At 74.8% G+C, this 23,125-nt stretch carries 20 protein-coding genes and 1 pseudogene; 15 read left to right on the top strand and 6 right to left on the bottom strand.

What is annotated here, in order from left to right:
* The first annotated feature begins 4 nt into the window (after positions 1 to 4).
* Both ABGB16_RS12970 and ABGB16_RS12965 read left to right on the top strand, forming a co-directional pair.
* Entirely contained in the window at positions 5 to 1,234 is a 1,230-nt protein-coding gene (locus ABGB16_RS12970; RefSeq protein ID WP_347668262.1) for a glycosyltransferase, read from the top strand.
* A gap of 114 nt (positions 1,235 to 1,348) precedes the next feature.
* Entirely contained in the window at positions 1,349 to 2,035 is a 687-nt protein-coding gene (locus ABGB16_RS12965) for a helix-turn-helix domain-containing protein (protein WP_347668261.1), read from the top strand.
* A gap of 390 nt (positions 2,036 to 2,425) precedes the next feature.
* Here ABGB16_RS12965 and ABGB16_RS12960 read toward each other — a convergent pair whose 3' ends face one another.
* The gene (locus ABGB16_RS12960) at positions 2,426 to 2,824 is read right to left on the bottom strand and encodes a VOC family protein (RefSeq protein WP_347668260.1); all 399 of its coding nucleotides are present in this window, start codon (positions 2,822 to 2,824) and stop codon (positions 2,426 to 2,428) included.
* Between the two features lie 198 nt (positions 2,825 to 3,022).
* Between ABGB16_RS12960 and ABGB16_RS12955 the strand changes: the two genes are divergently transcribed.
* The 5 genes from ABGB16_RS12955 (at position 3,023) to ABGB16_RS12935 (ending at position 10,231) form a co-directional block, all read left to right on the top strand.
* The gene (locus ABGB16_RS12955) at positions 3,023 to 3,172 is read left to right on the top strand and encodes a hypothetical protein (protein WP_347668259.1); all 150 of its coding nucleotides are present in this window, start codon (positions 3,023 to 3,025) and stop codon (positions 3,170 to 3,172) included.
* Positions 3,173 to 3,185: 13 nt separating this feature from the next.
* Complete coding sequence (locus tag ABGB16_RS12950; protein ID WP_347668258.1) at positions 3,186 to 4,616, top strand: class I SAM-dependent methyltransferase; 1,431 nt, start codon at positions 3,186 to 3,188, stop codon at positions 4,614 to 4,616.
* The gene (locus ABGB16_RS12945) at positions 4,609 to 6,759 is read left to right on the top strand and encodes a sulfatase-like hydrolase/transferase (protein WP_347668257.1); all 2,151 of its coding nucleotides are present in this window, start codon (positions 4,609 to 4,611) and stop codon (positions 6,757 to 6,759) included. The genes ABGB16_RS12950 and ABGB16_RS12945 overlap by 8 nt, the downstream gene beginning before the upstream one ends.
* A 318-nt stretch (positions 6,760 to 7,077) precedes the next feature.
* Positions 7,078 to 8,361, top strand: coding sequence for a citrate synthase (locus tag ABGB16_RS12940; RefSeq protein WP_347668256.1), 1,284 nt, complete (start codon positions 7,078 to 7,080; stop codon positions 8,359 to 8,361).
* 208 nt (positions 8,362 to 8,569) lie between these two features.
* Positions 8,570 to 10,231: a LamG domain-containing protein gene (locus tag ABGB16_RS12935; protein WP_347668255.1), complete on the top strand. Its 1,662-nt coding sequence runs from the start codon at positions 8,570 to 8,572 to the stop codon at positions 10,229 to 10,231.
* Between the two features lie 132 nt (positions 10,232 to 10,363).
* Here ABGB16_RS12935 and ABGB16_RS12930 read toward each other — a convergent pair whose 3' ends face one another.
* A complete protein-coding gene (locus tag ABGB16_RS12930; protein WP_347668254.1) occupies positions 10,364 to 10,666 on the bottom strand; it encodes a glycosyltransferase in 303 nt (100 codons plus the stop codon).
* Positions 10,667 to 10,725: 59 nt separating this feature from the next.
* Between ABGB16_RS12930 and ABGB16_RS12925 the strand changes: the two are divergent.
* The 4 genes and pseudogenes from ABGB16_RS12925 to bla all read left to right on the top strand — a co-directional run.
* Positions 10,726 to 11,658: pseudogene (locus tag ABGB16_RS12925) on the top strand (glycogen debranching enzyme); the annotation flags it as partial.
* A 58-nt stretch (positions 11,659 to 11,716) separates the two neighbouring features.
* Positions 11,717 to 11,854, top strand: coding sequence for a hypothetical protein (locus tag ABGB16_RS12920; RefSeq protein WP_347668253.1), 138 nt, complete (start codon positions 11,717 to 11,719; stop codon positions 11,852 to 11,854).
* Positions 11,851 to 13,584: a malto-oligosyltrehalose trehalohydrolase gene (gene treZ, locus ABGB16_RS12915; protein WP_347668252.1), complete on the top strand. Its 1,734-nt coding sequence runs from the start codon at positions 11,851 to 11,853 to the stop codon at positions 13,582 to 13,584. The genes ABGB16_RS12920 and treZ overlap by 4 nt, the downstream gene beginning before the upstream one ends.
* A gap of 125 nt (positions 13,585 to 13,709) precedes the next feature.
* On the top strand, positions 13,710 to 14,660 hold the full coding sequence (gene bla / locus ABGB16_RS12910) for a class A beta-lactamase (RefSeq protein ID WP_347668251.1): 951 nt from the start codon (positions 13,710 to 13,712) through the stop codon (positions 14,658 to 14,660).
* Positions 14,661 to 14,698: 38 nt separating this feature from the next.
* On the opposite strand, the gene ABGB16_RS12905 is transcribed toward bla, so the two are convergent.
* Together ABGB16_RS12905 and ABGB16_RS12900 are read right to left on the bottom strand one after the other, a co-directional pair.
* Positions 14,699 to 15,337: a hypothetical protein gene (locus tag ABGB16_RS12905; RefSeq protein ID WP_347668250.1), complete on the bottom strand. Its 639-nt coding sequence runs from the start codon at positions 15,335 to 15,337 to the stop codon at positions 14,699 to 14,701.
* A gap of 363 nt (positions 15,338 to 15,700) precedes the next feature.
* Entirely contained in the window at positions 15,701 to 17,179 is a 1,479-nt protein-coding gene (locus tag ABGB16_RS12900; RefSeq protein ID WP_347668249.1) for a glutamate--cysteine ligase, read from the bottom strand.
* Positions 17,180 to 17,361: 182 nt separating this feature from the next.
* Between ABGB16_RS12900 and ABGB16_RS12895 the strand changes: the two genes are divergently transcribed.
* Entirely contained in the window at positions 17,362 to 17,700 is a 339-nt protein-coding gene (locus tag ABGB16_RS12895; RefSeq protein WP_347668248.1) for a DUF3817 domain-containing protein, read from the top strand.
* 2 nt (positions 17,701 to 17,702) lie between these two features.
* Here the strand turns inward: ABGB16_RS12895 and ABGB16_RS12890 are convergent, their stop codons facing one another.
* On the bottom strand, positions 17,703 to 18,566 hold the full coding sequence (locus ABGB16_RS12890; protein ID WP_347668247.1) for an alpha/beta hydrolase: 864 nt from the start codon (positions 18,564 to 18,566) through the stop codon (positions 17,703 to 17,705).
* A 51-nt stretch (positions 18,567 to 18,617) separates the two neighbouring features.
* Positions 18,618 to 19,163, bottom strand: coding sequence for a hypothetical protein (locus ABGB16_RS12885; protein ID WP_347668246.1), 546 nt, complete (start codon positions 19,161 to 19,163; stop codon positions 18,618 to 18,620).
* 141 nt (positions 19,164 to 19,304) lie between these two features.
* Here ABGB16_RS12885 and ABGB16_RS12880 point away from each other — a divergent pair, with 141 nt between their 5' ends.
* The 3 genes from ABGB16_RS12880 (at position 19,305) to ABGB16_RS12870 (ending at position 23,103) form a co-directional block, all read left to right on the top strand.
* Entirely contained in the window at positions 19,305 to 20,441 is a 1,137-nt protein-coding gene (locus ABGB16_RS12880; protein WP_347668245.1) for a Vms1/Ankzf1 family peptidyl-tRNA hydrolase, read from the top strand.
* 74 nt (positions 20,442 to 20,515) lie between these two features.
* A complete protein-coding gene (locus ABGB16_RS12875; RefSeq protein WP_347668244.1) occupies positions 20,516 to 21,961 on the top strand; it encodes a hypothetical protein in 1,446 nt (481 codons plus the stop codon).
* A 263-nt stretch (positions 21,962 to 22,224) separates the two neighbouring features.
* Positions 22,225 to 23,103, top strand: a complete 879-nt coding sequence (locus ABGB16_RS12870; protein ID WP_347668243.1) for a SigB/SigF/SigG family RNA polymerase sigma factor — start codon at positions 22,225 to 22,227, stop codon at positions 23,101 to 23,103.
* Positions 23,104 to 23,125: the final 22 nt, after the last annotated feature.

Raw genomic sequence — 23,125 nt, 5'->3', positions numbered from 1 at the left:
GAACATGACCAGCTCCACTGATCCCCGCTCCGCAGTGGACACCCGGGTGGCCGCGCCGCCGGCCGTGCTCGACGTGGTGATCCCCGTACACAACGAGGAGACCGACCTGGGACCCTGCGTGCGTCGGCTGCACGCCCACCTCGCGGAGCACTTCCCGTACCCGTTCCGGATCACCGTCGCCGACAACGCCAGCGTCGACGGCACCCTCGCAGTGGCCGAGGAGCTGGCCGCGCGGCTGCCGGAGGTCGAGGTGCTGCACCTGGACGCCAAGGGGCGGGGCCGGGCGCTGGGCGCGGCGTGGTCGGCGTCCCCGGCGCCGGTGCTCGCGTACATGGACGTGGACCTGTCCACCGACCTGGCCGCGCTGCTGCCGCTGGTCGCGCCGCTCATCTCCGGGCACTCCGACCTGGCCATCGGCACCCGGCTCGCCCGCACCTCCCGCGTCGTGCGGGGCGCCAGGCGGGAGGTCATCTCCCGGGGCTACAACCTGCTGCTGCGCGGCACCCTCGCGGTCAGCTTCTCCGACGCGCAGTGCGGCTTCAAGGCGATCCGTGCCGAGGTGGCGGCCGGGCTGCTGCCGCTGGTCCGGGACACCGGCTGGTTCTTCGACACCGAGCTGCTGGTGCTGGCCCAGCGGGCCGGGCTGCGCATCCACGAGGTGCCCGTGGACTGGGTCGACGACCCGGACAGCCGCGTCGACATCGCAGCGACCGCCCTGGCTGACCTGCGCGGCATCGGCCGGCTCGGTCGGGCCCTGTTGACCGGAGCGCTGCCGCTGGCCGAGCTGCGCGAGCAGTTGGGACGGGCCCCGCTGGCACCGCCGCCGGCCCGGGTCCCCGTCGGGCTGCCCCGGCAGGTGGTCCGGTTCGCGGCGGTCGGGGCGGCCAGCACGCTGGCGTACCTGGCGTTGTTCGTCGGCACCCGCGGGCTGCTCGGGGCGCAGTGGGCGAACCTGGTGGCGCTGCTGCTGACCGCCGTGGCGAACACGGCGGCGAACCGGCGGCTGACCTTCGGCATCAGCGGGGGCCGGGACGCCGGCAGGCACCATGTCCAGGGACTGCTGGCCTTCGGCCTCGGCCTGGCCCTGACCAGCGGCTCCCTGGCGGTCCTGCACTCCGCGGCACCGGCCCCGCCCCGCCTGCTGGAGCTGGCGGTGCTGGTGGCGAGCAACCTGGCCGCCACGGCCCTGCGCTTCGTCCTGCTGCGCGCCGCCATGCACCACCGCCGCCCCTGACGCCCGGCCGGCGCCCGGTGATCATGGAGTTGGCGGCGGTTCCGCGCTCCGTAACGACCGTCAACCCCATGATCAACCTTCGAGGCGCGGCGGTGGCGTGGCAGGGTGGGGGGCGTGTACCGGGAGCGGGCCAGCCGGGTCGTCGGCGGGGCGGTCGTGTGGGAGAGCGTCAGCGACGGCGTCGCGCCCGTCCGGGTGCTGCCCGACGGGTGCGTCGACCTGCTCTGGTCGAGCCGGCGCGGACTGCTCGTCGCGGGTCCGGACCGCACCGCGCACCTGTCGGTGAGCGGGCCCGGGGAGCGCTGGGTGGGCCTGCGACTGCCGCCCGGCGCCGCGCCGGCCGTGCTCGGGGTGCCCGCCGACGAACTGCGGGACCGGCGGGCGCCGCTGGCCGACCTGTGGGGGCCCTCGGCCGCCGCGCCGGCCGAGCGGGCCGCCGCCGGCCGGCCGGCCGCCGTTCTCGAGTCGCTGGCCAGGGACCGGCTGCGCGCCGCCGGCGGGGCCGATCCGCTCGGTGCGCGCCTGACCGCCCGGCTGGCCACCGGGGTGCCGGTCGCGGCGGCCGCCGCCGAGGTCGGGCTCGGGGCGCGGGCGCTGCACCGCCGCTGCCGGCACCTGTTCGGGTACGGCCCGAAGACCCTCGCCCGCATCCTGCGGATGCGCCGTGCCCTCGACCTGGCCCGCGCCGGGGTGCCGCTGGCCGAGGCCGCCGCCCGGGCCGGGTACGCCGACCAGGCCCACCTGACCCGGGACGTCCGCGACCTGGCCGGCCTCCCGCCCGCCACCCTGCTGCTCGGCTGACCCGCCCACCCTGCTGCGCGGCTGACCCGCCCACCCTGCTGCGCGGCTGACCCGCCCACCCTGCTGCGCGGCTGACCCGCCCACCCTGCTGCGCGGCTGCCCCGCCCACCCTGCTGCGCGGCTGCCCCGCCCACCCTGCTGCGCGGCTGACCCGCCACCCGTGGCGAGGTCGCCGGGGCAGCGGTCGCCGGGGCAGCGGTTGCCGGGGCAGCGGTCGCCGGGGCGGTGATCAAGAGAATTGCGTCATCGGCGGCGCGAAGGGTGACGCAAAGCTCTTGATCACCGGGCCGAGCCGGGCCGGGGCGGCGGAGGCTGGGCGGAGCCGGGGCGGGCGGAGGCTGGGCGGCGCCGGAGCGGGCGGGGCCGGGCGGCTGCGGGCTGCGGCTGTGGTCAGGAGGCGGGCAGCGGGGCGAACAGGTCCACGCCGTTGCCGTCCGGGTCGTGCAGGACCGCGTACCGCTGGCCCCAGAACGCGTCCCACGGCGCGAGGTGGCCGTGGAACCCGGCACCGGTCAGCTCGGCCCAGCGGCGGTCGACCTCCGCCGGGTCGGCGCAGCGGAAGGCCAGGTTGATCCGGGGGCTGCCGGTGGGCGGGGCCCAGTCGGGGTCGAAGGTGCGGACCATCTCGACCGCGTCCCAGGCCAGCCGTACGCCGCCGGGGAGGGCGACCTCCACGTGCGGTTCCGTCTCCGCGCGGGCCGGGATCTCCACGCCGAGGCGCCGGTAGAGGTCGAGGGTGCGGGCCATGTCGGTGACGGCCATGCCGATCAGGTCGAAACGAGGTGTCATGCCGCGAACCGTACGGCCGGGCCCGGCCCGGCGTCTTGAACGAATCGGACGCGGGCCGGGTGGTCGGTGTGGGCTACGCGGGACGGTCGGGCAGCGTACGGTGGCAAAGGAACAAGTCCGGCTTTCCGGGTCGAAACACCCCAGCGTGGTGCGCCCGGGTCCGCCGGTCCCACACGACGGCGAGGGGAAGGAACGGCCGTGATGCACCTGGCCTACCTGGACGCGGGATCCGGCAGCCTCATCGTGCAGGCGGTGGTCGGCGGGGCGGCCGGCGCGGCGGTGGCCGCCAAGCTCTACTGGCGTCGGCTGAGGGCCCGGTTCCGCCGGCAGCCCACCGACCGCCCCTGACCGGGCGCGGCGCATGATCGTCTCCGACACCGACGTCCGGGTCGAGCCGGGCTCGTTCCGCGACCCCGACAACCAGGTCTTCTACTCCGGTGGCGAGGTGCTGCGTGGCCTGCGCGCCCGGGCGGCCGAGCAGTGGCAGGCCCTGGCCGCCAGCGACTTCTTCCCGGCCCTGCTCGCCGCGGGCAAGGTGTGCGGCACCGAGCCGGTCGAGCCGGCGCGGTTCCCGACGCCGGACGGGACGCCGTGGGCGGCGGTGCTGCGCCACGAGCGCATCCCGTTCGTCTCCCACCCGTACGAGTGGTCGTTCGGGATGCTGCGCGACGCGGCGCTGCTGCACCTGGAGATCCTGCGTGCGGCGCTGCCGGCCGGCTTCACCACGAAGGACGGGTCGGCCTACAACCTGCAGTGGCGGGGCGCCCGGCCGGTCTTCATCGACGTCGGCTCGTTCGAGTCCGCCCGCGACGGCGAGCCGTGGGCCGGGTACCGGCAGTTCTGCCAGACCATGCTCTACCCGCTGCTGCTCACCGCCCACCTCGGCGTGGACTTCCAGCCCTGGCTGCGCGCGCAGGTGGACGGCATCCCCCCGGAGCAGATGCGGCGGCTCTTCGGCGGGGCACGCCGGCTGCGGTCCGGCGTGCCCACCCACGTGCACCTGCACGGCGCCATGCAGCGGCGGCACGCCACCGCGAGCACCAGCGAGGTCCGGGCCCAGCTGCGCACGGCCGGGTACTCCCGGGAGTTGGCCCTGGCCGCCGTGCGCCGCATCGAGCGGCTGGTCCGCCGGCTGCGGCCCGCTGTCTCCGCCACCCACTGGGTCGACTACCAGCGCACCTGCACCTACTCGGGGCAGGACCGGGCGGCCAAGGAGCGGTTCGTCGAGGTGGCGCTGGCCGACGGCCCGCGTCCCGGCCTGGTGCTCGATCTCGGCGCCAACGACGGCCGGTACGCCCGGATCGCCGCCCGGCACGCCGGCTACGTCGTCGCGGTCGAGCAGGACCCGGTCGTGGTCGACCAGCTGTACGCGACGCTGCGCGCCGGGTACGAGCGGCGGATCCTGCCGCTGGTGATGGACCTGGCCGACCCGTCGCCCGGCGGCGGTTGGCGCGGCGTCGAGCGGGCCGGCTTCACCGACCGGGCGCGCGCGGACCTGGTCCTGGCCCTGGCGGTGGTCCACCACCTGGCGATCGGGCGCAACGTGCCGCTGGCCGAGGTGGTCGACCAGCTCGCCGCCGCCTGCGCCCCGGGCGGCCGGCTGGTGGTCGAGTTCGTCCACCCCGACGACCCGATGGCCCGGCGCCTGCTGGCCAACAAGCCGGCCGGCCTCTTCGCCGACTACCACCCGGAGGAGTTCGCGCGGCTGCTCGCCGCCCGGTGCCGTGTGCAGCGGCGGGTCGAGCTGCCCTGTGGCACCCGCACGCTGTACCAGGCGGTGGTGGGTGGCTGACGCGACCCCGGCACCCCCGGCCCCCGCCCCGGCGCCCGATCAGCCGGCCCCCGCCCCGGCACCCGCCCCGGCGCCCGACCCGGCGGCCTCCGCCCCGGCACCCGACCAGCCGACGCCCGACCCGGCGGCCTCCGCCCCGGCCCCTGGCCGCACCGGCGGCCCCGGCTGGTGGCGGCCCGAGTTGGGTCGGCTGCTGGAGGTCGTCGCGCTGGTCGGGCTGGTGGTCACCCAGCCGGTGCTCGACGTGCTCGGGCGCAGCCCCGACTTCTTCCTGTTCCACCGGGCCACGCAGGGCGAGATCCTGGCCCTGGTGGCGCTGGTCGCCCTGGCACCCACCCTGCCGGTCGCCCTGCTCGGGGTGGCGAGCCGGCTGGCCGGGCGGGTCGTGCGGGCGGCGGTGCACACCGGGCTCGTCGGCCTGCTGCTCGCGGCTCTCGCCGTCCAGGTGGGGCGGCAGGCCACGCCGCTGCGGGGCGTACCGCTGCTGCTGGTGGCGGCGGTGGCCGGCGCGGCCGGGGCGGCCGCCCACCGGCGGTGGCGCGGGCCGGGCCGGGTGCTGCGGGTGGCCGCGGCCGGGCCGCTGGTCTTCGTGGCGCTGTTCCTGTTCGCCTCCCCGGCCTCGGCGGTGGTGCTGCCGCGCGGCCACTCCGGCGCCGCCGCCGTGGCGGGGCCGGGTGAGCACCCGCCGGTGGTCATGCTGGTCCTCGACGAGCTGCCGCTGGTCTCCCTGCTGGGCCCGGACGGCCGGATCGACGCCGCCCGCTACCCGCACTTCGCGGAGCTGGCCGCCGCCTCCACCTGGTACCGCAACGCCACCGGGGTCAGCGGCTGGACGCCGTACGCGCTGCCGGCCATGCTCACCGGCCGGTATCCCGCGCAGCCGCTCGCCCCGCACTACTCGCAGTATCCCGACAACCTGTTCACCGCCCTCGGCGGCCTGTACGACATCCGCGCCGAGGAGAGCATCACCCGGCTCTGCCCGCCCAGCCGCTGCGACCAGCCGGTCAGCCCGGCGCAGGGGCTGGGCACCCTGGTCCGGGAGAGCGGCAGACTGCTGGGCCAGCTCGCCGCCCCCGTGGACAGCCGGATCGACCCGGAGGAGTCCTACCGCGAGCTGACCGCCGCCGAGGCCGGCCTGGACGCCGCCGAGCCGGCGCCGGCCGACCCGCGCTTCCGCTGGGCCAACCTGAACGACAACCAGCCGGCCCGGTTCACCACCTTCCTCGCGGGGCTGCGCCCGAGCGACCGGCCCACCCTGCACTTCCTGCACCTGCTGATGCCGCACCCGCCGTGGACGTACCTGCCGTCCGGCGCCCGGTACGACGCGCCGCAGGACCTGCCGAACGACGGCGACGGCTGGGTGGAGCTGGCCCGGCAGCGGCACCTGGCGCAGCTGGCGTACACCGACCGGCTGATCGGCGAGACGCTGCGCACCCTGCGCGCCACCGGCCTGTACGACAGGGCCCTGCTGGTGGTCACCGCCGACCACGGGGTCAGCTTCACCAGGGGCTTCCAGGGGCGGGGGATGGACGCCATCCGGGCGGCGCCCGGGGAGGTGACCTGGGTACCGACGTTCGTCAAGGAACCCGGCCAGCGGGCCGGCCGGATCGACGACCGCAACTGGGAGCACGTCGACCTGCTGCCCACCGTCGCCGACGCCGCCGGGGTGCGGATCCCCTGGCCCGTCGACGGGCGCTCCGCCCGACACCCGGCGCGCGAGCGCGCCGACAAGCGGTTCTACGACCGCCCCGGCGAGCCCGTCACCTTCCCCGGCGGGGTGCCCGCCCCGCCGCCCGCGCCGCGGCCGCACCCGCTGGTCGGCACGACCGTGGGGGAGCGGCCGGGCGGCGGCACGGTCCGGGTCGCCAACCTCGCGGCGTTCGCCGCCGTCGACCCGGCGAGCGGCCAACTGCCGGCCCTGGTCTGGGGCACCGTCCCGCCGGCCGTCCCGGACGGCACGCTGCTCGCGGTGGCGGTCAACGGCCGGGTCGGGGCCGTCGTGCCGGTGGTGCCGGCGGACCCCGGCGGCCGTCGCTTCGCCGCGCTGCTGGCCGACGACTCCTTGTTCCGGGCCGGCGCCAACCGCCTGGACGTCTACCGGGTCGCGGCCGACGACGATCTGCGCCGGCTGAGTCTTTCCTGAGAGTTTCGGAAGGAGGGGCCCCTGTCAGCGCCTCCGCGCCTGGCAGGGGACCCGTTGACGCTTTGCCCCGGTTCGGGGTGCCGCCCGAGCGATTCCCGGGCTCCGGGAGCGTTCTCCGGGTCGTGCGAGACGTCCCGCTGACCGCCCGCGGCGCCTCCCGGCGGCGCCCGGACCGACGGGGTTTCCCCGTGGGCTGGTCGGGAATCGGGTGACGCATGCCTCACCGCCGAACCACGGCGGGCGGTGTTCCCGCAACCGTGTTTACGGTAAAAGCGAAGGCAATTTCGACGTAGATCTGCCGGCGAAGCGAGGAACCACATGACGGAAGTCAAGCTCGATCACCCCGGTGGGCAGCTTTCGATGCCGGTGCGGTCGGCGGTCGAAGGCCCCGACGGGCTCGTGGTGAGCAAGCTGCTCAAGGACACCGGGATGACGACGTACGACCCCGGCTTCGTCAACACCGCGGCCTGCTCGTCCGCGATCACGTACATCGACGGCGACGCGGGCATCCTGCGGTACCGGGGCTACCCGATCGAGCAGCTCGCCGAGAAGTCCTCCTTCCTGGAGGTCTCCTACCTGCTGATCTACGGGGAGCTGCCGAGCCAGCAGCAGCTGACCGAGTTCAGCGAGCGGATCCGGCGGCACTCGCTGCTGCACGAGGAGATGCGGCGGTTCTTCGACGGCTTCCCCCGCGACGCCCACCCGATGGCCGTGCTGTCCTCTGCCGTCAGCGCCATCTCCACCTTCTACCAGGACAGCCTGGACCCGTTCGACGCCGAGCACGTCGAGATGTCGATGGTCCGGCTGATGGCGAAGGTCCCCACCATCGCGTCGTACGCGTACAAGAAGTCCATCGGCCAGCCGCTGCTGTACCCGGACAACTCCCTCGGGTACGTGGAGAACTTCCTGCGGATGACGTTCGGCGTGCCGGCGGAGGCGTACGAGGTCGACCCGGTGGTCGCCCGGGTGCTGGACATGCTGTTCATCCTGCACGCCGACCACGAGCAGAACTGCTCCACCTCCACCGTGCGGCTGGTCGGCTCCAGCAACGCCAACCTCTTCGCCTCGGTCTCGGCCGGCGTGAACGCGCTGTTCGGGCCGCTGCACGGCGGCGCCAACCAGGCCGTGCTGGAGATGCTGCAGCGGATCCAGGCCGACGGCGGCGACGTCCGGACCTTCGTGCAGAAGGTCAAGGACCGGCAGGAGGGCGTGAAGCTGATGGGCTTCGGCCACCGGGTCTACAAGAACTACGACCCGCGCGCCGCCATCGTCAAGCAGGCCGCCCAGGACGTGCTCGGCCGGATGTCCAAGCCGGACCCGCTGCTGGACATCGCGGTGCAGCTGGAGGAGATCGCCCTCGCGGACGACTTCTTCGTCTCCCGCCGGCTCTACCCGAACGTCGACTTCTACACCGGCCTGATCTACAAGGCCATGGGCTTCCCGACGAAGATGTTCACCGTGCTCTTCGCCCTCGGCCGGCTCCCCGGCTGGATCGCCCAGTGGCGCGAGATGATCAACGACCCGGAGACCAAGATCGGCCGGCCGCGGCAGGTCTACACCGGTTCCCCCGAGCGGGCGTACGCCCCGCTCGCGGAGCGCTGACCCGCAGGCTCACGACGACGGGCCGCCGACCCCAGCCGGGTTGGCGGCCCGTCGCCGTTCCGCCGTCCCTGTCCGGGTACGACCGCCGGCGCGGCCAATACCGGATAGCGGAGCGGCTGTCGCCCGGTGAGACTGTCCCGGCGATCCGGCCAGGCGTCCGTCGATGTCTTGCCGAGTCCGTCCGAGGTTCTCACGGGGAAGAGGTTTCATGACCACTGACAGATCGTCGTCACGCCCCGCCCGGGGCGTGGCCTACCCGGGCGCGCTGCGCCTGGCCGCGGCCTGCGCCGCCGTGTTGCTGCCCCTCGCCGGTGGCGCCGTGGCGTACGCGAAGCCGGGTACCGCCGTCGCCTCCGACCGACCGGCGCCCCCGACGGCGTTGTGGGGGCTGGAGGCGTACCCGGGAACGACCCAGGTGCAGGCGCTCGCCGACCGCAACGCCGCGCCCAGCGACACCCCGCTGACCGCCTCGGGCGTTTCCTGGCAGGGCGACGCCAGGCTGCTCGGCGCCCAGACGGTCGCCTTCGACGGCGCCTCGTCGTACCTGTCGGCGTCCCCCTCGGCCCTCAACACCGCCGGCACCTTCTCCCTGGCGGCCTGGGTGCGGCTCACCGACACCAGCGTCAGCCGGGTGTTCGCCAGCAAGGCCAGCTCTGGCCAGGCCACCCTCTCGGCCGGCTACGACAGCGAGACCAACAGGTGGCTCGTGCTGATGCCGTCCAAGACCGGCAAGGGCGCCAGGTGGTCGGCCGCCCGGTCCGTCTCGGTGCCTCAGGTCGGGCTCTGGGCCCACCTGGCGGTGGTGCACGACGCCTCCGCGCACACCCTCACCCTGCGGGTGAACGGGGTGGCGGAGGCGACCGTCGGCAACGTGACGGCGGTCGACGATCCCACCGGCCAGGTCCGGCTGGGCCGCGGTGACACCACCTGGTGGCAGGGCAACCTCGCCGACGCGCGGGTGTACGACCGGGCCCTGGTCGACCAGGACTTCACCGGCTGGCTCGCCTCCGACCCGGGCTCCGGCGGCTTCGACGAGCCCGGCCTGCTCCGGCCGGTCCAGGTCGGCAGATGGGCGTTCGAGCTGGCGACGCCGTGCTACGAGGAGAACCTCGACCCCAGCCTCTGCTACGCCGGGGACGCCAGCGTGTTCGGTCGCCGTCTCGCCCTGACAAAGGGCGCCGACGTCACCGCCGGGCAGCGGGGCAACGCCCTCGCCCTCGACGACACGCACTGGATCGAGGACCCGACCGACCCGCACTACGGCGAGGCCACTCAGGAGTACGGGCGGACCCAGTCGGACGTCCTCGATCCGGAGACCTTCGCCGGACAGGACGTCCCGGTGCTGCGGACCGATCAGTCGTTCACGCTGTCGACCTGGGTCCGGTTGGACCCGACGCGCGGGGCGCAGACCGTGCTGTCCCAGGACGCCGTCGACCGTAGCGTCCTGCGACTGTCCTACGAGCCGGCGGACGGCGGCCGGTGGGAGTTCGGGATGCTGGCGACCGCGACCGCGGACGAATCGACCGCCACGTACGCGACCGCGCCGGCCGCCCGGCCGGACCAGTGGCACCACCTCGTCGCGGTCCTCGACGCCACGCACCGCGAGGCGCGGCTGTACGTCGACGGGACGCTGGCCGAGGCGGTCGGGCTGAACCCTGCCTGGCAGCCTTACCAGGCCACGGGACCGCTGCTGGTCGGCCGGTCCACCACGCTGGCCGGACCGGCGGGCTGGCTGTATGGGCAGGTCGACGACCTCGGCCTGTACCAGGGCGCCCTGAGTGCGGCCGAGGTGCAGCGCCTCTTCGACGCGGAGGCGGTCCGGCCCGTTCCGCTCCCGTCTGACGGCCGTTGGCCGGGCCCGGCGCGCTGACCTCCGGCTCCGCGACGACGGTGGGCCGCCCATCCCGTACGGGGTGGGCAGTCCGATTTCCGTCTCCTGCCGGCGGAGGCGTTGTTGACAGGGGGGCCTGCCATACCGGAAGCGTTGGCAGGGGGCCTTCGCTCACCGCAGGCCCGCGGCGGCGAGCAGGTTGCCCTCGGCGATCCGCGGCGCGGCGCGGCCCTCGGCCATCCGCCGGGCGGCCCGCTCGGCCGTGAACGCCGGCGCCGAGGCGACCGCCGCCGCGTACGTCGCCGCGGTGCGCTGCGCGATCGACGCCCAGCCGTACCGCTGGTGCACCAGCGCGCGGGCCCGCCGGGCCAGTGTCCGGGCACGCTCGGTGTCCGACAGCAGCGCGTGCACCGCCTCGCTGAGCCCGTCCGGGTCCTGCGGGGCGAACGTCATCCCGGTGACGCCGGGCTCCACGATCTCGGCGAGCCCGCCGGTGGCGGAGACGGCCAGCGGCGCCCCGGCCCGCCGCGCTCCCGCCGATGTGGACCGAGTGGAACGGCAAGTACCGCGACACCGTGCGGGACTTCTGGCGGGGCGAGCCCGCCACCCTCGCCGAGTTCGCCTCCCGGATCTCCGGCTCCGCCGACCTCTACCAGGACGACGGCCGCCGCCCCTTCCACAGCATCAACTTCGTCACCTGCCACGACGGGTTCACGCTGGCCGACCTGGTGTCGTACGACGCCAAGCACAACGAGGCCAACGGCGAGGAGAACCGGGACGGCGAGAGCCACAACCGGTCCTGGAACTGCGGCGTCGAGGGGGACACCGACGACCCCGGCGTGCTGGCCCTGCGGGCGCGGCAGCGGCGCAACCTCCTGGCCACCCTGCTGCTGTCCCAGGGCGTGCCGATGATCGGCCACGGCGACGAGCTGGGCCGCACCCAGCGCGGCAACAACAACGCCTACTGCCAGGACAACGAGCTGGCCTGGGTCGACTGGGAGCACGCCGACGGGTCGCTGCTGGAGTTCGTCCGGGGGCTGGTCGCCTTCCGCCGCCGGCACCAGGTGTTCCGCCGCCGCCGGTTCTTCACCGGGCTGCCCGTGGGTGGCCGGGCCGCCGGTTCCGGCCTGCCCGACCTGGCCTGGTACACCCCCGACGGGCGGGAGATGACCGGCGAGGACTGGGGCAACGACTTCGGCCGCTCGGTGGCGCTGTTCGTCAACGGCGACGGCATCCGCGAGCGCGGCCAGTACGGCCAGCGCCACCGGGACGACTCGTTCCTGCTCTGCTTCAACGCCCACGACGGGCCGCTGGACTTCACCCTGCCCGGCCAGGAGTTCGGTCGCCGCTGGGAACTGGTGATCAGCACCGCCGAACCCGACCCGGAGAGGTCGACCCTCGTCGAGGCGGGCGGCGCGATCTGCGTCCCGGACCGCTCCCTGGTCGTCCTGGAGCGGGCGGCGTGACCACGCCCTCCGCCCCGCGACCCGCCGCGCCGGACGCGCGGGTCGGCGTCACGTACCGGTGCAGGTGCGCCCCGGCTTCGCCCTGGCCGCCACCGCCGGACGGGTCTACAGTGGCGGTGAGCTGCTGCTTTCCGACCTCCTGGCCACCTTCCCCGTCGCGCTGCTGGCGCCCGCCGAGTCCGTGGAGGCACGATGACCGAGTTCACGGTGTGGGCGCCCGAAGCCGCCCGCGTCCGGCTGCGCCTGCCCGGGGGGCGCGACCGCGAGATGATCTCCGTGCCGGGCGGCTGGTGGCGGGCGGAGGCGCCCGGCACGGGCCCCGGCACCGACTACGCCTTCGTCCTCGACGACTCCGACCGGGCGCTGCCCGACCCCCGCTCCGCCTGGCAGCCGGCCGGGGTGCACGGCCCGAGCCGGCTCTACGACCACGCGGCGTTCCCTTGGACCGACGCCGCCTGGACCGGCCGCCAGCTGCCCGGCAGCATCCTGTACGAGCTGCACGTCGGCACGTTCACCCCGGAGGGCACCTTCGACGCGGCGATCGACCGCCTCGACCACCTCGTCGACCTCGGCGTCGACATGGTCGAGCTGCTGCCGGTCAACGCCTTCAACGGCGAGCACAACTGGGGCTACGACGGCGTCTGCTGGTTCGCCCCGCACGAGCCGTACGGCGGCCCCGACGGGCTGAAACGCCTCGTCGACGCGGCCCACGCCAAGGGGTTGGGGGTGATCCTCGACGTCGTCTACCACCATTTCGGGCCCTCCGGGGCCTACGCGCCGACGTTCGGCCCGTACCTCAGCGAGCGCAGCAACCCGTGGGGGCGCGCCGTCAACCTCGACGGCCCGCAGTCGGACGAGGTACGCCGCTACATCGTCGACAGCGTGCTGATGTGGCTGCGCGACTACCACGTCGACGGCCTGCGGCTGGACGCCGTGCACGCGATGCCGGACACCCGCGCCACCCACCTGCTGGAGGAGCTGGCGATCGAGGTGGAGGCGCTGTCGACCCACCTGGGTCGGCCGCTGTCGCTGATCGCCGAGTCCGACCTCAACGATCCCCGGCTGATCACCCCCCGCGAGGCCGGCGGGTACGGCCTGCACGCCCAGTGGAACGACGACGTCCACCACGCCCTGCACACCGTGCTCACCGGGGAGCGGCAGGGCTACTACGGCGACTTCGGCTCGCTGGAGAGCCTGGCCGACGTGCTCACCGGCGGGTACTTCCACGCCGGCACCTGGTCCAGCTTCCGCAACCGCAGCCACGGCCGTCCCGTCGACCGGCAGCGCGTCCCGGGGCACCGCTTCGTGGCGTACCTGCAGAACCACGACCAGGTCGGCAACCGGGCCACCGGCGACCGGCTCTCCGCGACGATGTCCCCGGCGCTGCTCCGGGTGGGGGCGACGCTGCTGCTCACCGCCCCGTTCACGCCGATGCTGTTCATGGGGGAGGAGTGGGCGGCCAGCACACCCTGGCAGTTCTTCACCAGCCACCCGGAGCCGGAGCTGGCGGCGGCGGTCGCCGCCGGCCGGCGGCGGGAGTTCGCCGCCCACGGTTGGCCGGCGGGCGACGTGGCGGACCCGCAGGACCGGGAGACCTTCCTGCGCTCCCGGCTCGACTGGGCCGAGCTGGACAAGCCCGACCACCGCCGGATGTACGACTTCTACCGGCGGCTGATCGCGCTGCGCAGGAGCCGGCCCGACCTGTCCGACCCCCGGCTGCACGACGTCGACGTCCGCCACGGCGACCAGTTCCTGCTCGTGCGGCGCGGCGAGTGCCTGGTGGTGGCGAACCTCGCCGGCAAGCCTCAGCGGGTCACCCTGCCCGGCGTGGTGCGCAGCGTACTGCTGACCACCGGCACCGGGGTCACGGTGATGCGCGACGGACTGGAGCTGCCGGCGGAGACGGCCGCCGTCGTCGCCCTCTGATCCTCTCCCGGCGTATCCCGCCCGCTGTTCGGAGGCCATCCGCCCCGTGGTGTCGCCGACGTGAGCGTACGGTGACGGTGTCGACACGCTCCTGTCGGGGGCGTTTCACGGAGGGAACCACGGGGATGACGTTCTCTGCCCGACGCCGCGCCGTCCTGGCGTGCGCCGCCCTGGCGCTCGCCGCGCCCGCCGCCTGCACGTCCACCGACACCCCCACCCCGTCGGCCCCCGCGCCGCCCGCCTCCGCCGCCGACGCGTCGGCGGGCCCGGCCGCCACCGGCTCGTCGGACCCGGGCTTCGGGCGGTTGGAGGCCCGCTTCGGCGCGCGGCTCGGCGTGTACGCCGTGGACACCGGATCCGGCCGCACCGTCGCGTACCGCCCCGACGAGCGGTTCGCCTACGCCTCCACGATCAAGGCCCTCACCGCCGCGGCGGTGCTGGACGAGACGTCGTCGGCGCAGCTCGACGAGGTCGTCCGCTACAAGATGAGCGACCTCGTGCCGTACTCGCCGGTCACCGGCAAGCACGTCGCGGACGGGATGACGCTGCGGGCGTTGGCCGACGCGGCGGTGCGGTACAGCGACAACACCGCCGGGAACCTGCTGCTGGCCCGGCTCGGCGGGCCGGAGGGGCTGGAGCGGGCGCTGCGCGACCTCGGCGACCGGGTCACCGAGGTCGCGCGCGTCGAGCCCGACCTCAACGAGGCCGCCCCGGGCGACGTCCGGGACACCAGCACGGCGCGGGCCCTGGCGACGGACCTGCGGGCGTACGCGCTCGGTGACGCCCTCTCCGGCGAGGACCGCGCCGTGCTGGTGGACTGGCTCAGGGGCAACCCGACCGGAGCGACGCTGATCCGGGCCGGGGTGCCCGCCGGATGGGAGGTCGGCGACAAGAGCGGCACCGGCGGGTACGGCACCCGCAACGACATCGCCGTGGTGTGGCCGACCGGCGGCGACCCGATCGTGCTCGCCGTGCTGTCCCGCCGCGACGACAGGGACGCCTCCCACGACGACGCGCTGATCGCGCAGGCGGCGAAGGTGGCGGTCGCCGAGCTGCGCGGCGAGCGGGTCTCCTAGTGACTAGCGGGCGCGGTGCGGCGCGACCCCGGGAGCCGTCACGCCGGCACGCCCGTCACGGCGTCCGCGACGTTGCCCCGGTAGCAGGTGGTGGTGGAGATGCTGGGGGCGGTCACCGCCGGGCCGTAGACGACGTACCGCTGGCCCGTCTGCACGTTGCGGCACTGGATCTGGACCCGGTAGGTGCCGGTGTCGCACTGCGCGGTCCCGCGGCCGTAGTAGTGGTAGTTGCTGCCCTCGTGGACCCACTCCGCCCAGCCGATGCAACCGGTGACGCCGACGGTGGGCAGCGGGTCCTCGACGGGGTACACGCGCTCGGCGACGTTGCCGCTGTAGCAGAGGGCGGTGGCCGTGCCGGGCGCGTTCACGGCGTAGCTGCCGTAGACGACGTACCCCACGCCGGTCTGCAGGTTGCGGCACTGGAGCTTGACCTTGTAGCGGCCGGTGGCGCACTGCACGTTGCCGCGGCCCTGGTAGTAGACGTTGTAGCTTTCCTGCACCCACTCCACCCACGTCGTGCAGCCGGTGGGGGCGACCTGGACGCCGACGTCGGACTGCGCCACCGCGACGGCCGGCGCGGGGGCGGCGCCCTGCGTGGGGGCGGCCTGTGCGGGGGCGGCCACGGCGGCGAGGCCGAGGACGGCCGCCGCGAGTACCAAAAACGCGCGCTTGATCAAGTCTGTCTCCTTGTGGCCGGGGAAATTTGCCGAGCGGCAGGGACCATATTAAGAAGCGCTTCGAAAAGCGTCTATGGGTTGGCGGAAAGGTAGTCGTTCGGTGCCCTGTGGAGCTGCCCCGCCCATGCGCCCAGGCCCTTCGCCCCGGCGGGCGCGAGAATTGCGTCGGAATACGAACTCCGGATGACAAGAACCGCTTTGTCGCCAGGAGTGGCCGGAGAAGGCGCGGGGGCGGCCGGGTGAGGCGTCGGGCGCCAGGGCCGCCCATCCCGGGCAGGGGCCGGATGACCAAGAGGTTCGGGTCACGTGTGGCCGCGAATCCCGACACAAAGCTCTTGATCGACAGGGCCGAGCGGGCGGTCGTCAGGGGATGGGCCACTCGTGCACGGGGCGGTTGCTGTGCATCAGGGTGACGTAGTGCCGCACCACCTCGCGCAGCGCCTCCGGCCGGTCCAGGTGGTCGGCCGACTCCAGCCGGTGCAGCGTCTCCACCTGCCAGGTCGCGCCGTTGCGGCCCGTCAGGCAGCGCCGCTCGACCACGCCGAGCAGCCGGTCCCGCTCCGCCGGGTCGAGCCCCCAGCGGTCCAGGCCGTGGTGGGCCAGCGGCAGCAGCCGGCGCAGCACCAGCTCGGTGACCGGCAGGTATCCCAGGCCGGGCCAGAACACCTGCGCGTCGATGCCGTACCGGGCGCAGCTGGCGAAGTTCTCCTCGGCCGCGCTGAACGACATCTGCGACCACAGCGGCCGGTCGGACTCGGCCAGGGCCCGGACCAGCCCGAAGTAGAACGCGCCGTTGGCGATCGTGTCGAGCACCGTCGGGCCGGCGGGCAGCACCCGGTTCTCCACCCGCAGGTGCGGCCGGCCCCTCGACACGTCGTACACCGGGCGGTTCCAGCGGTAGACGGTGCCGTTGTGCAGCCGCAACTCGGCGAGCTTCGGCACGTCCCCGCGGGCGAGGGTCTCCGCCGGGTCCTCCGGGTCGCAGACCGGCAGCAACGCCGGGAAGTACCGCACGTTCTCCTCGAACAGGTCGAACACGCTGGTGATCCAGCGCTCCCCGAACCACACCCGGGGGCGTACGCCCTGGGCCTTGATCTCCTCCGGCCGGGTGTCGGTGGCCTGCTGGAACAGCGGTACGCGCGTCTCCCGCCACAGCTCCCGGCCGAAGAACAGCGGCGAGTTCGCGCCCACGGCGACCTGGACGCCGGCGATCGCCTGGGCCGCGTTCCAGTAGTCGGCGAACTGGGCCGGGCTGACCTGGAGGTGGAACTGGGTGCTGGTGCAGGCGGCCTCCGGGGTGATGGTGTCGGCGGTGACGGCGAGCCGCTCCACGCCACCGATCGAGATCCGCAGGTCCTCGCCCCGGGCGGCGAAGATCTGCTCGTTGAGCAGCCGGTAGCGCGGGTTGGCCGACAACGCGGCGGCGGTCAGGTGCTCCGGACGCAGGGTCGGCAGGATGCCGATCATCACCATGTGCGCCCCGATGCCCCGGGCCTTCGTCTCGGCGGCGTTCAGGCTGGCCCGGACGTTCTCCTCGAACTCCGCCGTGCCGGTGCCGGCCAGCCGGCGCGGCGCCACGTTGATCTCGACGTTGAACTGGCCCAGCTCCGTCTGGAAGCTCGGGTCGGCGATCGCGGTCAGCACGTCGGCGTTGCGCATCGCCGGCATCGAGTCCTCGTCCACGAGGTTCAGCTCGATCTCCAGCCCGGTCATGGGGCGCTCGACGTCGAAGCGGGACTCCCGCAGCATCTCGGCGAAGACGTCCAGGCACCGCCGCACCTTCTCCCGGTACCGGGCCCGGTCCTCGCGACTGAAGGTCCGCACGCCGACGTCCTGGCCCATGGTCACCACCCTGTCACCGTTGGTTCCTCTAACCTTGCACGCGGGGACTGGCCAAGGAAGACCCGAGGCTCCCTCCACGTACCCGGTGCGGCCCGGGTGATCCCTGTCGCCGTCCGGCCCGTACGCGCCCGGCCCGCGGGCCCCGCTGGATAGCATGGCCGCCGACCGGTGGGGGAGTGGGGATGCGCGAGAAACTGACCAGGCTGTTCGTCGCGGCGGCGGTCGCCGAGGCGGGTTCGTGGCTGGCGTTGCTGGCCGGCATGGCGGTCAAGTACGGCCCGCCGGCCAACGAGATCGGCGTCAAGATCTTCGGGCCGATCCACGGCGGGCTGTTCGTCGCGTACGTCGCCCTGGTGCTCGTCGTCGCCCGGCTGCACCGCTGGCGCCCGCTGCCCGTCCTCGGCGCGCTGGTCTGCGCCGTCCCGCCGTTCGCCACCCTGTTCTTCGAGCGCTGGGCCCGGCGTCGGGGCATGCTGCGCAGCGCGCCGGAGCCGGCCCGCCCGCTGACCCGGGTGGGCTGAGCTCAGGCGGCGGCCAGGAACGCCGTCAGCACGGCGGCCAGTCGCTCCGGGGCCTCCTCGGCCATGTGGTGCCCGGAGTCGATCGACGCGGTCCGCACGTCGTCGGCCCAGTCCCGCCAGATCGCCGCCGGGTCGCCGTACAGGTCGACCATGTCGTCCCGCTCCGACCAGCAGAACAGCACCGGACAGGCGATCCGCCGTCCGGCGGCCCGGTCGGCGTCGTCGGCCGCCCGGTCCGGGCCCAGGCCCGCGCGGTAGTCCTCGCACATCGCGTGCACCGTGGCCGGGTCGTGGATCGCCCGGCGGTAGTCGGCGTACGCCTGCTCGCCCATCTCGGCCGGCGACCCGCCGTACCAGGCGTCGGGGTCGGCGTTGATCACCCGCTCCGCGGGCTTGTCCGACTGGCCGAGGAAGAACCAGTGCCACCAGCGGGCGGCGAACCGGGCGTCGGCCCGGGCGAGGGCCTCGCCGATCGGCACCCCGTCGAGCACCCCGAGCCGGCTCACCCGGTCCGGGTGGTCCAGCGCCGTCCGCATCGCCACGTAGCAGCCCCGGTCGTGGCCGACCACCGCCGCCCGGTCGTGCCCCAGCGCGTCGAGCAGGCCGACCACGTCGCGGGCCATCGCCCGTTTCGCGTACGTGGTGTGTCCAGCGTCGCCCGGCGGCTTCGACGAGCCGCCGTAGCCGCGCAGGTCGGGGCAGACGACGGTGTGCGACGCGGCCAGCAGCGGCGCGACCCGGTGCCAGGTCACGTGGGTGCGCGGGTGGCCGTGCAGGAGCACCACCGGCCGGCCGGACCCGCCGTGGCGTACCCGCAGCCGGACCTCGCCGACGTCGATCTCCTCCAGCGCGAACCCGTCGAACACGCCTCCCACGGTGCCCGCCGCCGACGCGTCGGAAACCCCGCCGACGGGGAGTCAGGCGAGCACGACCAGCGCGGCCGCCGCGAACGTCAGCAGCGCGCCCAGCGTGGCCTGGATGAGCAGGGGCGGGCCGAGATGGCTCCACAGGGTGGCGTGGCGCGGTCGCAGCAGCTGCCCGGTGGTCAGGTTGACGATCCGCTCGACGCGGGGCGGCAGGTCCGGGTCCTGCGGCCGGAGCGTGACCTGGATCCAGTCGGACGGGTGCAGGGCGCTCTGCGGCAGGTGCCCGTGCAGTTCGACCTCGCAGAGCCGGTTGTCGGAGTCGCGCAGCCGCATCGGCGTCACCAGGAACTCGGGGCCCTTGCGCAGCTCCTTCCAGCTGCGCCGGGCGCCGGCCCCGCCGGTGGACAGCAGGGCGCGCACCGCCAGCAGCAGCAGGCCCATCACGGCGGCGGCGGTCACCACGGCCACCAGCACCGGCTGGCCGATCCGCAGCTCGCGGGGATAGCCGTCGAGGAGCCGGACCACCCGGCCGGTGACGATCCGCTGCGTCGGGTGGGCGATCCGCCGGTAGTCGAGGTCGCTGTCCATGTTCACCACCCAGAGTCCGGTTCCGTGCGCCGATGGTAGCCGCACCGCTGATTGAACCACATGAATGAAATCTCGTCACGTTCGCGGCCCGCCAGGTGACAAGCCCACCGGCGCGGGTAAGCGGGGGGCCGAGCTGGAAAGGGGTCGAGCATGCAGCTGTCCTTCCTGCGCCCGCTCTACGACCGTCCCGGGCCGTGGTGCTCGGTCTACCTCGACGCCTCCCGGGACACCCAGGACTCGCGCCCCGGGGTGGACCTGCGCTGGCGGGCCCTCAAGGGCGATCTGCTCAACCAGGGCGCCGACGCGGCGACGGTGGATGCCGTCGAGCGGGTGGTCCGCGGCCATGATCCGCTGCCGGGAGACTACGGCATCGCCGTGTTCGCCGCCCGGGGCCGGCCCGTGCTCACCGAGTACCTGTCCGCCCCGCCGCTGCGGGACCTGGCGTCCTGGTCCGAGCTGCCGCACACGATGCCGCTGCTCGCCGAGCGCGGCGAGCAGGTCGCCTGGGTGCGGGTGCTGGCCGACCGGACCGGCGCCGACGCCGTCGCGGTCAGCGCCGGTGGGGTGCCCCGCAAGGCGCACGTCAAGGGGCGGGAGGACTTCCAGCTGCGGCGGGTCAACCCCGGCGGCTGGTCGCAGTCGCGCTACCAGCGGGCCGCCATGGAGGCGTGGCACCACAACGCGGGCGACACGGTCGCGGCCACCGTGGAACTGGCCGAGAAGGTCGGCGCGGAGGTGCTCGTGGTGGCCGGCGACGTCCGGGCCACCGGGATGATCGCCGCCCAGCTGCCCGAGCGCTGGCAGGACATGGTGGTCCGCACCGACGCCGGGTCGCGGGCCGGCGGCGCCGACCCGATGCGGATGGACGACGTCACCGTGCAGACCATCGCCGAGGTGGCCGACCAGCGCATCAGCACCGCGCTGGACCGCTTCGGGATGCAGGAGGACGTCGGCGCCGGGCTGGACGCCGTCGTCTCGGCGTTGCGGCGCAACCAGGTCGACACCATGCTGCTCGTCGACGACCCGTCCTCGACCGAGCAGCTGTGGATCGGCCCGGAGCCGACCCACATCGCCACCGACCCGGCCCAGCTGTCCGCGATGTCGGTGCCCGACCCGCACCGGGTACGCGCCGACGCGGCGCTGGTCCGGGCACTGGTCGGCACCCACGCGGAGCTGGCCGTGCTGGGGCCCGACGAGGCTCCGGACCTGACCGACGGGGTGGGCGCCGTGCTGCGCTACGTCGACGCCGCCACCCCCGGCCGGGGCCACGACGTGCCCGGCACCTGACGGGTGGGCGGGGAATGCCCCGCGGGGTGGCGGATGCCCCGTTTAGACCCCATCGGGACGGGAAGCCGGCCCGCGTGGTGAGTGAACGAGGGCGGCCGGGACCGGCACACACGGTGCGCGGGGGACACGCGGCGGACGGGCTCGGGCTGGCCGGCGACCGCGTGGTGGTGGCCGGCAGCACCGGCCGGCTCCTGGTCGCCGCGGCCGCCCGGGCGTTGCGCGGGGAGGACTGCGCCGACCTCGGGCACCACCCGGGCACGCCGGCCCGGTTCACCGGCGCGCCGGAGCCCGTACGCCGGGCCGTCGCCGCCCGGGCCGCCGGGCGGACGGCGCTCACCCCCGACCAGGCCACCGAGGTCGACGCGGCCGGGGTGGCCCGGTGGCTCGTCGACCAGTACCCCCGCCGGAGCTACCCCGGGGCGGTGCTGGGCTCCCCGCACGGCGCGGCCATGCACCTGGCGGTGGCCATGGGCGTACCCTGGCTGCCCGCCGCCTTCGAGACGGCCGTGCACTGGACCCGGGGCGCGGTGGACCGGCCCGGGGCCGCCCTGGAGCACGGCGCCGCGCTGACCACCCGGCTGCTGGCCGGCAACCCGGACGTACACGTCCGCCAGGTGCACTGCCCCGCCAGCCGCGGACCGCTCGCCGGCGCGACCGTCTGGCTCGCGCTGCGCTGGCGGTCGCTGCCGGCGGCGTACGCCCGGTTCCTCGCCGACCGGCTCGACCCGGGCGCCCCGGTGCTGCTGCTGCGCGACGCCCGCACCTGGCCGGTGTACGACGCCGGCCCGGGGCACAGCTTCCAGGCCGGCTCCCCGGTCAGCGGCCTCGATCCGGCGGACTTCCACCCCGACTCGCACGCCCTGCGGCAGGTGCTCCGTTCCGCCGGCGGGGACGGCGCCCGGTGGGAGTCGCCGCGAATCTCCGGCCCGCAGGACCACGCCGAGCATGCCGTGGAGCCCGGCTTCGAGCTGTCCCTGCGGGACTGGGCCGCCCGGCGCGGGCACCCACTGCACCGGGTGCTGTCCCCCCGGCCCGAGGCGCTCAGCGCCGTGATCGCCGACCTGTACCGGACCTGGCTGCGCCGGGCGGGCAAGACCGGCGACCGGCTGGTGGTCGAGTGCGGCCGGCTGCTGGACCCGTGGCAGGTGGTACGCGCGGGGCTGGTGCCGTACTGGTGCGAGAACGCGGCCCGGCGCAGCGTCGAGGCCGTCGAGTGGTGGCTCGCCGGCAGTGAGCCCTTCAGCTCGGTGGACGTGCTGCCGGAGTCGCCGGGGCTGCGCTCGCCCGCGCTGGCGGGGCTGCCGCAGTGGCTGGCCGTGGCCGCGTTCGGCCGTCGCCGCCGGGCGCTGGACCGCACGGCCGCCCGGGGCTACCCGGTCGCGTCGGTGCCCACCCGCCGGGCCACCGAGGTGCTGCGGGCCCAGCCGTACGACCTGCCGGCCCCGCCGCCACTGCCCGCCGCGGCCGCCGTCGCGGCGCTGCGTGCCGGCGCGGCCCACCAGGGACTGGTGGTGTGCTGACCTGATCCGCGCGCCCCCACGGCGCGCCCGTGGCCGGTGCCACCAGCCGGCCGAAACATCCTCGCGAACCCGCGGTCGCGTGATTGAGTACCTACGGAGCGGGAACACCGCTGGCTCGACGGCCCGGCCAGGCCGCGCGGCCCGCGGTCGCCGCCCCGTCGACGTTCCCGTCACGACCCATCTTTTCCGGCCCGGTGCGTGGCCAGACCATGCGCACGACCGGTTTCCGAACCGGGCGGGGGACCTTCCTGAGGGAGGCGCGGATGTTCGGACAGACCACCACGACCACACCACCACCCACCGATCGGGGCCTGGAGGACCTCGACGCGGCGGCGCTGGCGTACGCGGCGCGGATCGAGGGGCTGCCCCCGGAACGGCGGCAGGAGGCGCGTGACGACCTGGTGCGTTTCGCGCTGCCGTTCGCCGGCCGGCTCGCCCGCCGGTACCGGGGGCGGGGGGAGCCGTTGGAGGATCTGGAGCAGGTCGCCCGCCTCGGCCTGGTCAACGCCGTCGACCGGTACGACCCGGAACGCGGTTCGTTCACCGCGTACGCGGCCATCACGATCGTCGGCGAGATCAAGCGGCACTTCCGCGACCGGACCTGGGGTGTGCACGTGCCCCGCCGGCTGCGCGACCTGATCCTGGAGGTCGGGCAGGCCACCGCGGCGCTGACCAGCGAGCTGTCCCGGGCCCCCACGGTCGCCGAGCTGGCCGCGCGGCTGGAGACGCCGGAGGAGGAGATCCTCGCGGCGCTGGAGTCCGCCGCCGGGTACAGCCCGGCATCGCTGAACGCGCCGGTCGGCGGGGAGAGCTCGGCCGAGTTCGGCGACCTGGTCGGGGAGTCCGACAACGCCCTGGAGTCGGTCGACGACCGGGTCACCGTCAGCGGGCTGCTGCACCGGCTGCCCTGGCGGGAGCGGCGCATCCTGGCGATGCGCTTCTACGGCAACCAGACGCAGGCGGAGATCGCCGCCCGGTTCGGCATCTCCCAGATGCACGTCTCCCGGCTGCTGTCCCGGGCGTTGACGTGGCTGCGCCAGGCGATGCTGGCCGACGCGCCGCCGCCCTGGCACAACGCCGCCGAGGTGGCGCCGACGAAGACCCGGAACGGTGCGGCCGCCGAACCGGTCCGCCGCGACTGAGGTGCGGGGAAGGGCCCCTCGG

The organism is Micromonospora sp. B11E3, from assembly GCF_039871625.1.
Classification (GTDB): Bacteria; Actinomycetota; Actinomycetes; order Mycobacteriales; family Micromonosporaceae; genus Micromonospora.
Note: the sequence above shows the minus strand (reverse complement) of the source record. Positions and strands in the feature narration are given on the sequence as shown.

Bases quoted from the DNA above. Each gene is read 5' to 3' on its own strand.
- ABGB16_RS12970 (WP_347668262.1), top strand. From the start codon at position 5: ATGACCAGCTCCACTGATCCCCGCTCCGCAGTGGACACCCGGGTGGCC.
- ABGB16_RS12960 (WP_347668260.1), bottom strand. From the start codon at position 2,824: ATGACACCTCGTTTCGACCTGATCGGCATGGCCGTCACCGACATGGCC.
- ABGB16_RS12950 (WP_347668258.1), top strand. From the start codon at position 3,186: ATGATCGTCTCCGACACCGACGTCCGGGTCGAGCCGGGCTCGTTCCGC.
- ABGB16_RS12940 (WP_347668256.1), top strand. From the start codon at position 7,078: ATGACGGAAGTCAAGCTCGATCACCCCGGTGGGCAGCTTTCGATGCCG.
- ABGB16_RS12935 (WP_347668255.1), top strand. From the start codon at position 8,570: ATGACCACTGACAGATCGTCGTCACGCCCCGCCCGGGGCGTGGCCTAC.
- treZ (WP_347668252.1), top strand. From the start codon at position 11,851: ATGACCGAGTTCACGGTGTGGGCGCCCGAAGCCGCCCGCGTCCGGCTG.
- bla (WP_347668251.1), top strand. From the start codon at position 13,710: ATGACGTTCTCTGCCCGACGCCGCGCCGTCCTGGCGTGCGCCGCCCTG.
- ABGB16_RS12900 (WP_347668249.1), bottom strand. From the start codon at position 17,179: ATGGGCCAGGACGTCGGCGTGCGGACCTTCAGTCGCGAGGACCGGGCC.
- ABGB16_RS12895 (WP_347668248.1), top strand. From the start codon at position 17,362: ATGCGCGAGAAACTGACCAGGCTGTTCGTCGCGGCGGCGGTCGCCGAG.
- ABGB16_RS12880 (WP_347668245.1), top strand. From the start codon at position 19,305: ATGCAGCTGTCCTTCCTGCGCCCGCTCTACGACCGTCCCGGGCCGTGG.
- ABGB16_RS12870 (WP_347668243.1), top strand. From the start codon at position 22,225: ATGTTCGGACAGACCACCACGACCACACCACCACCCACCGATCGGGGC.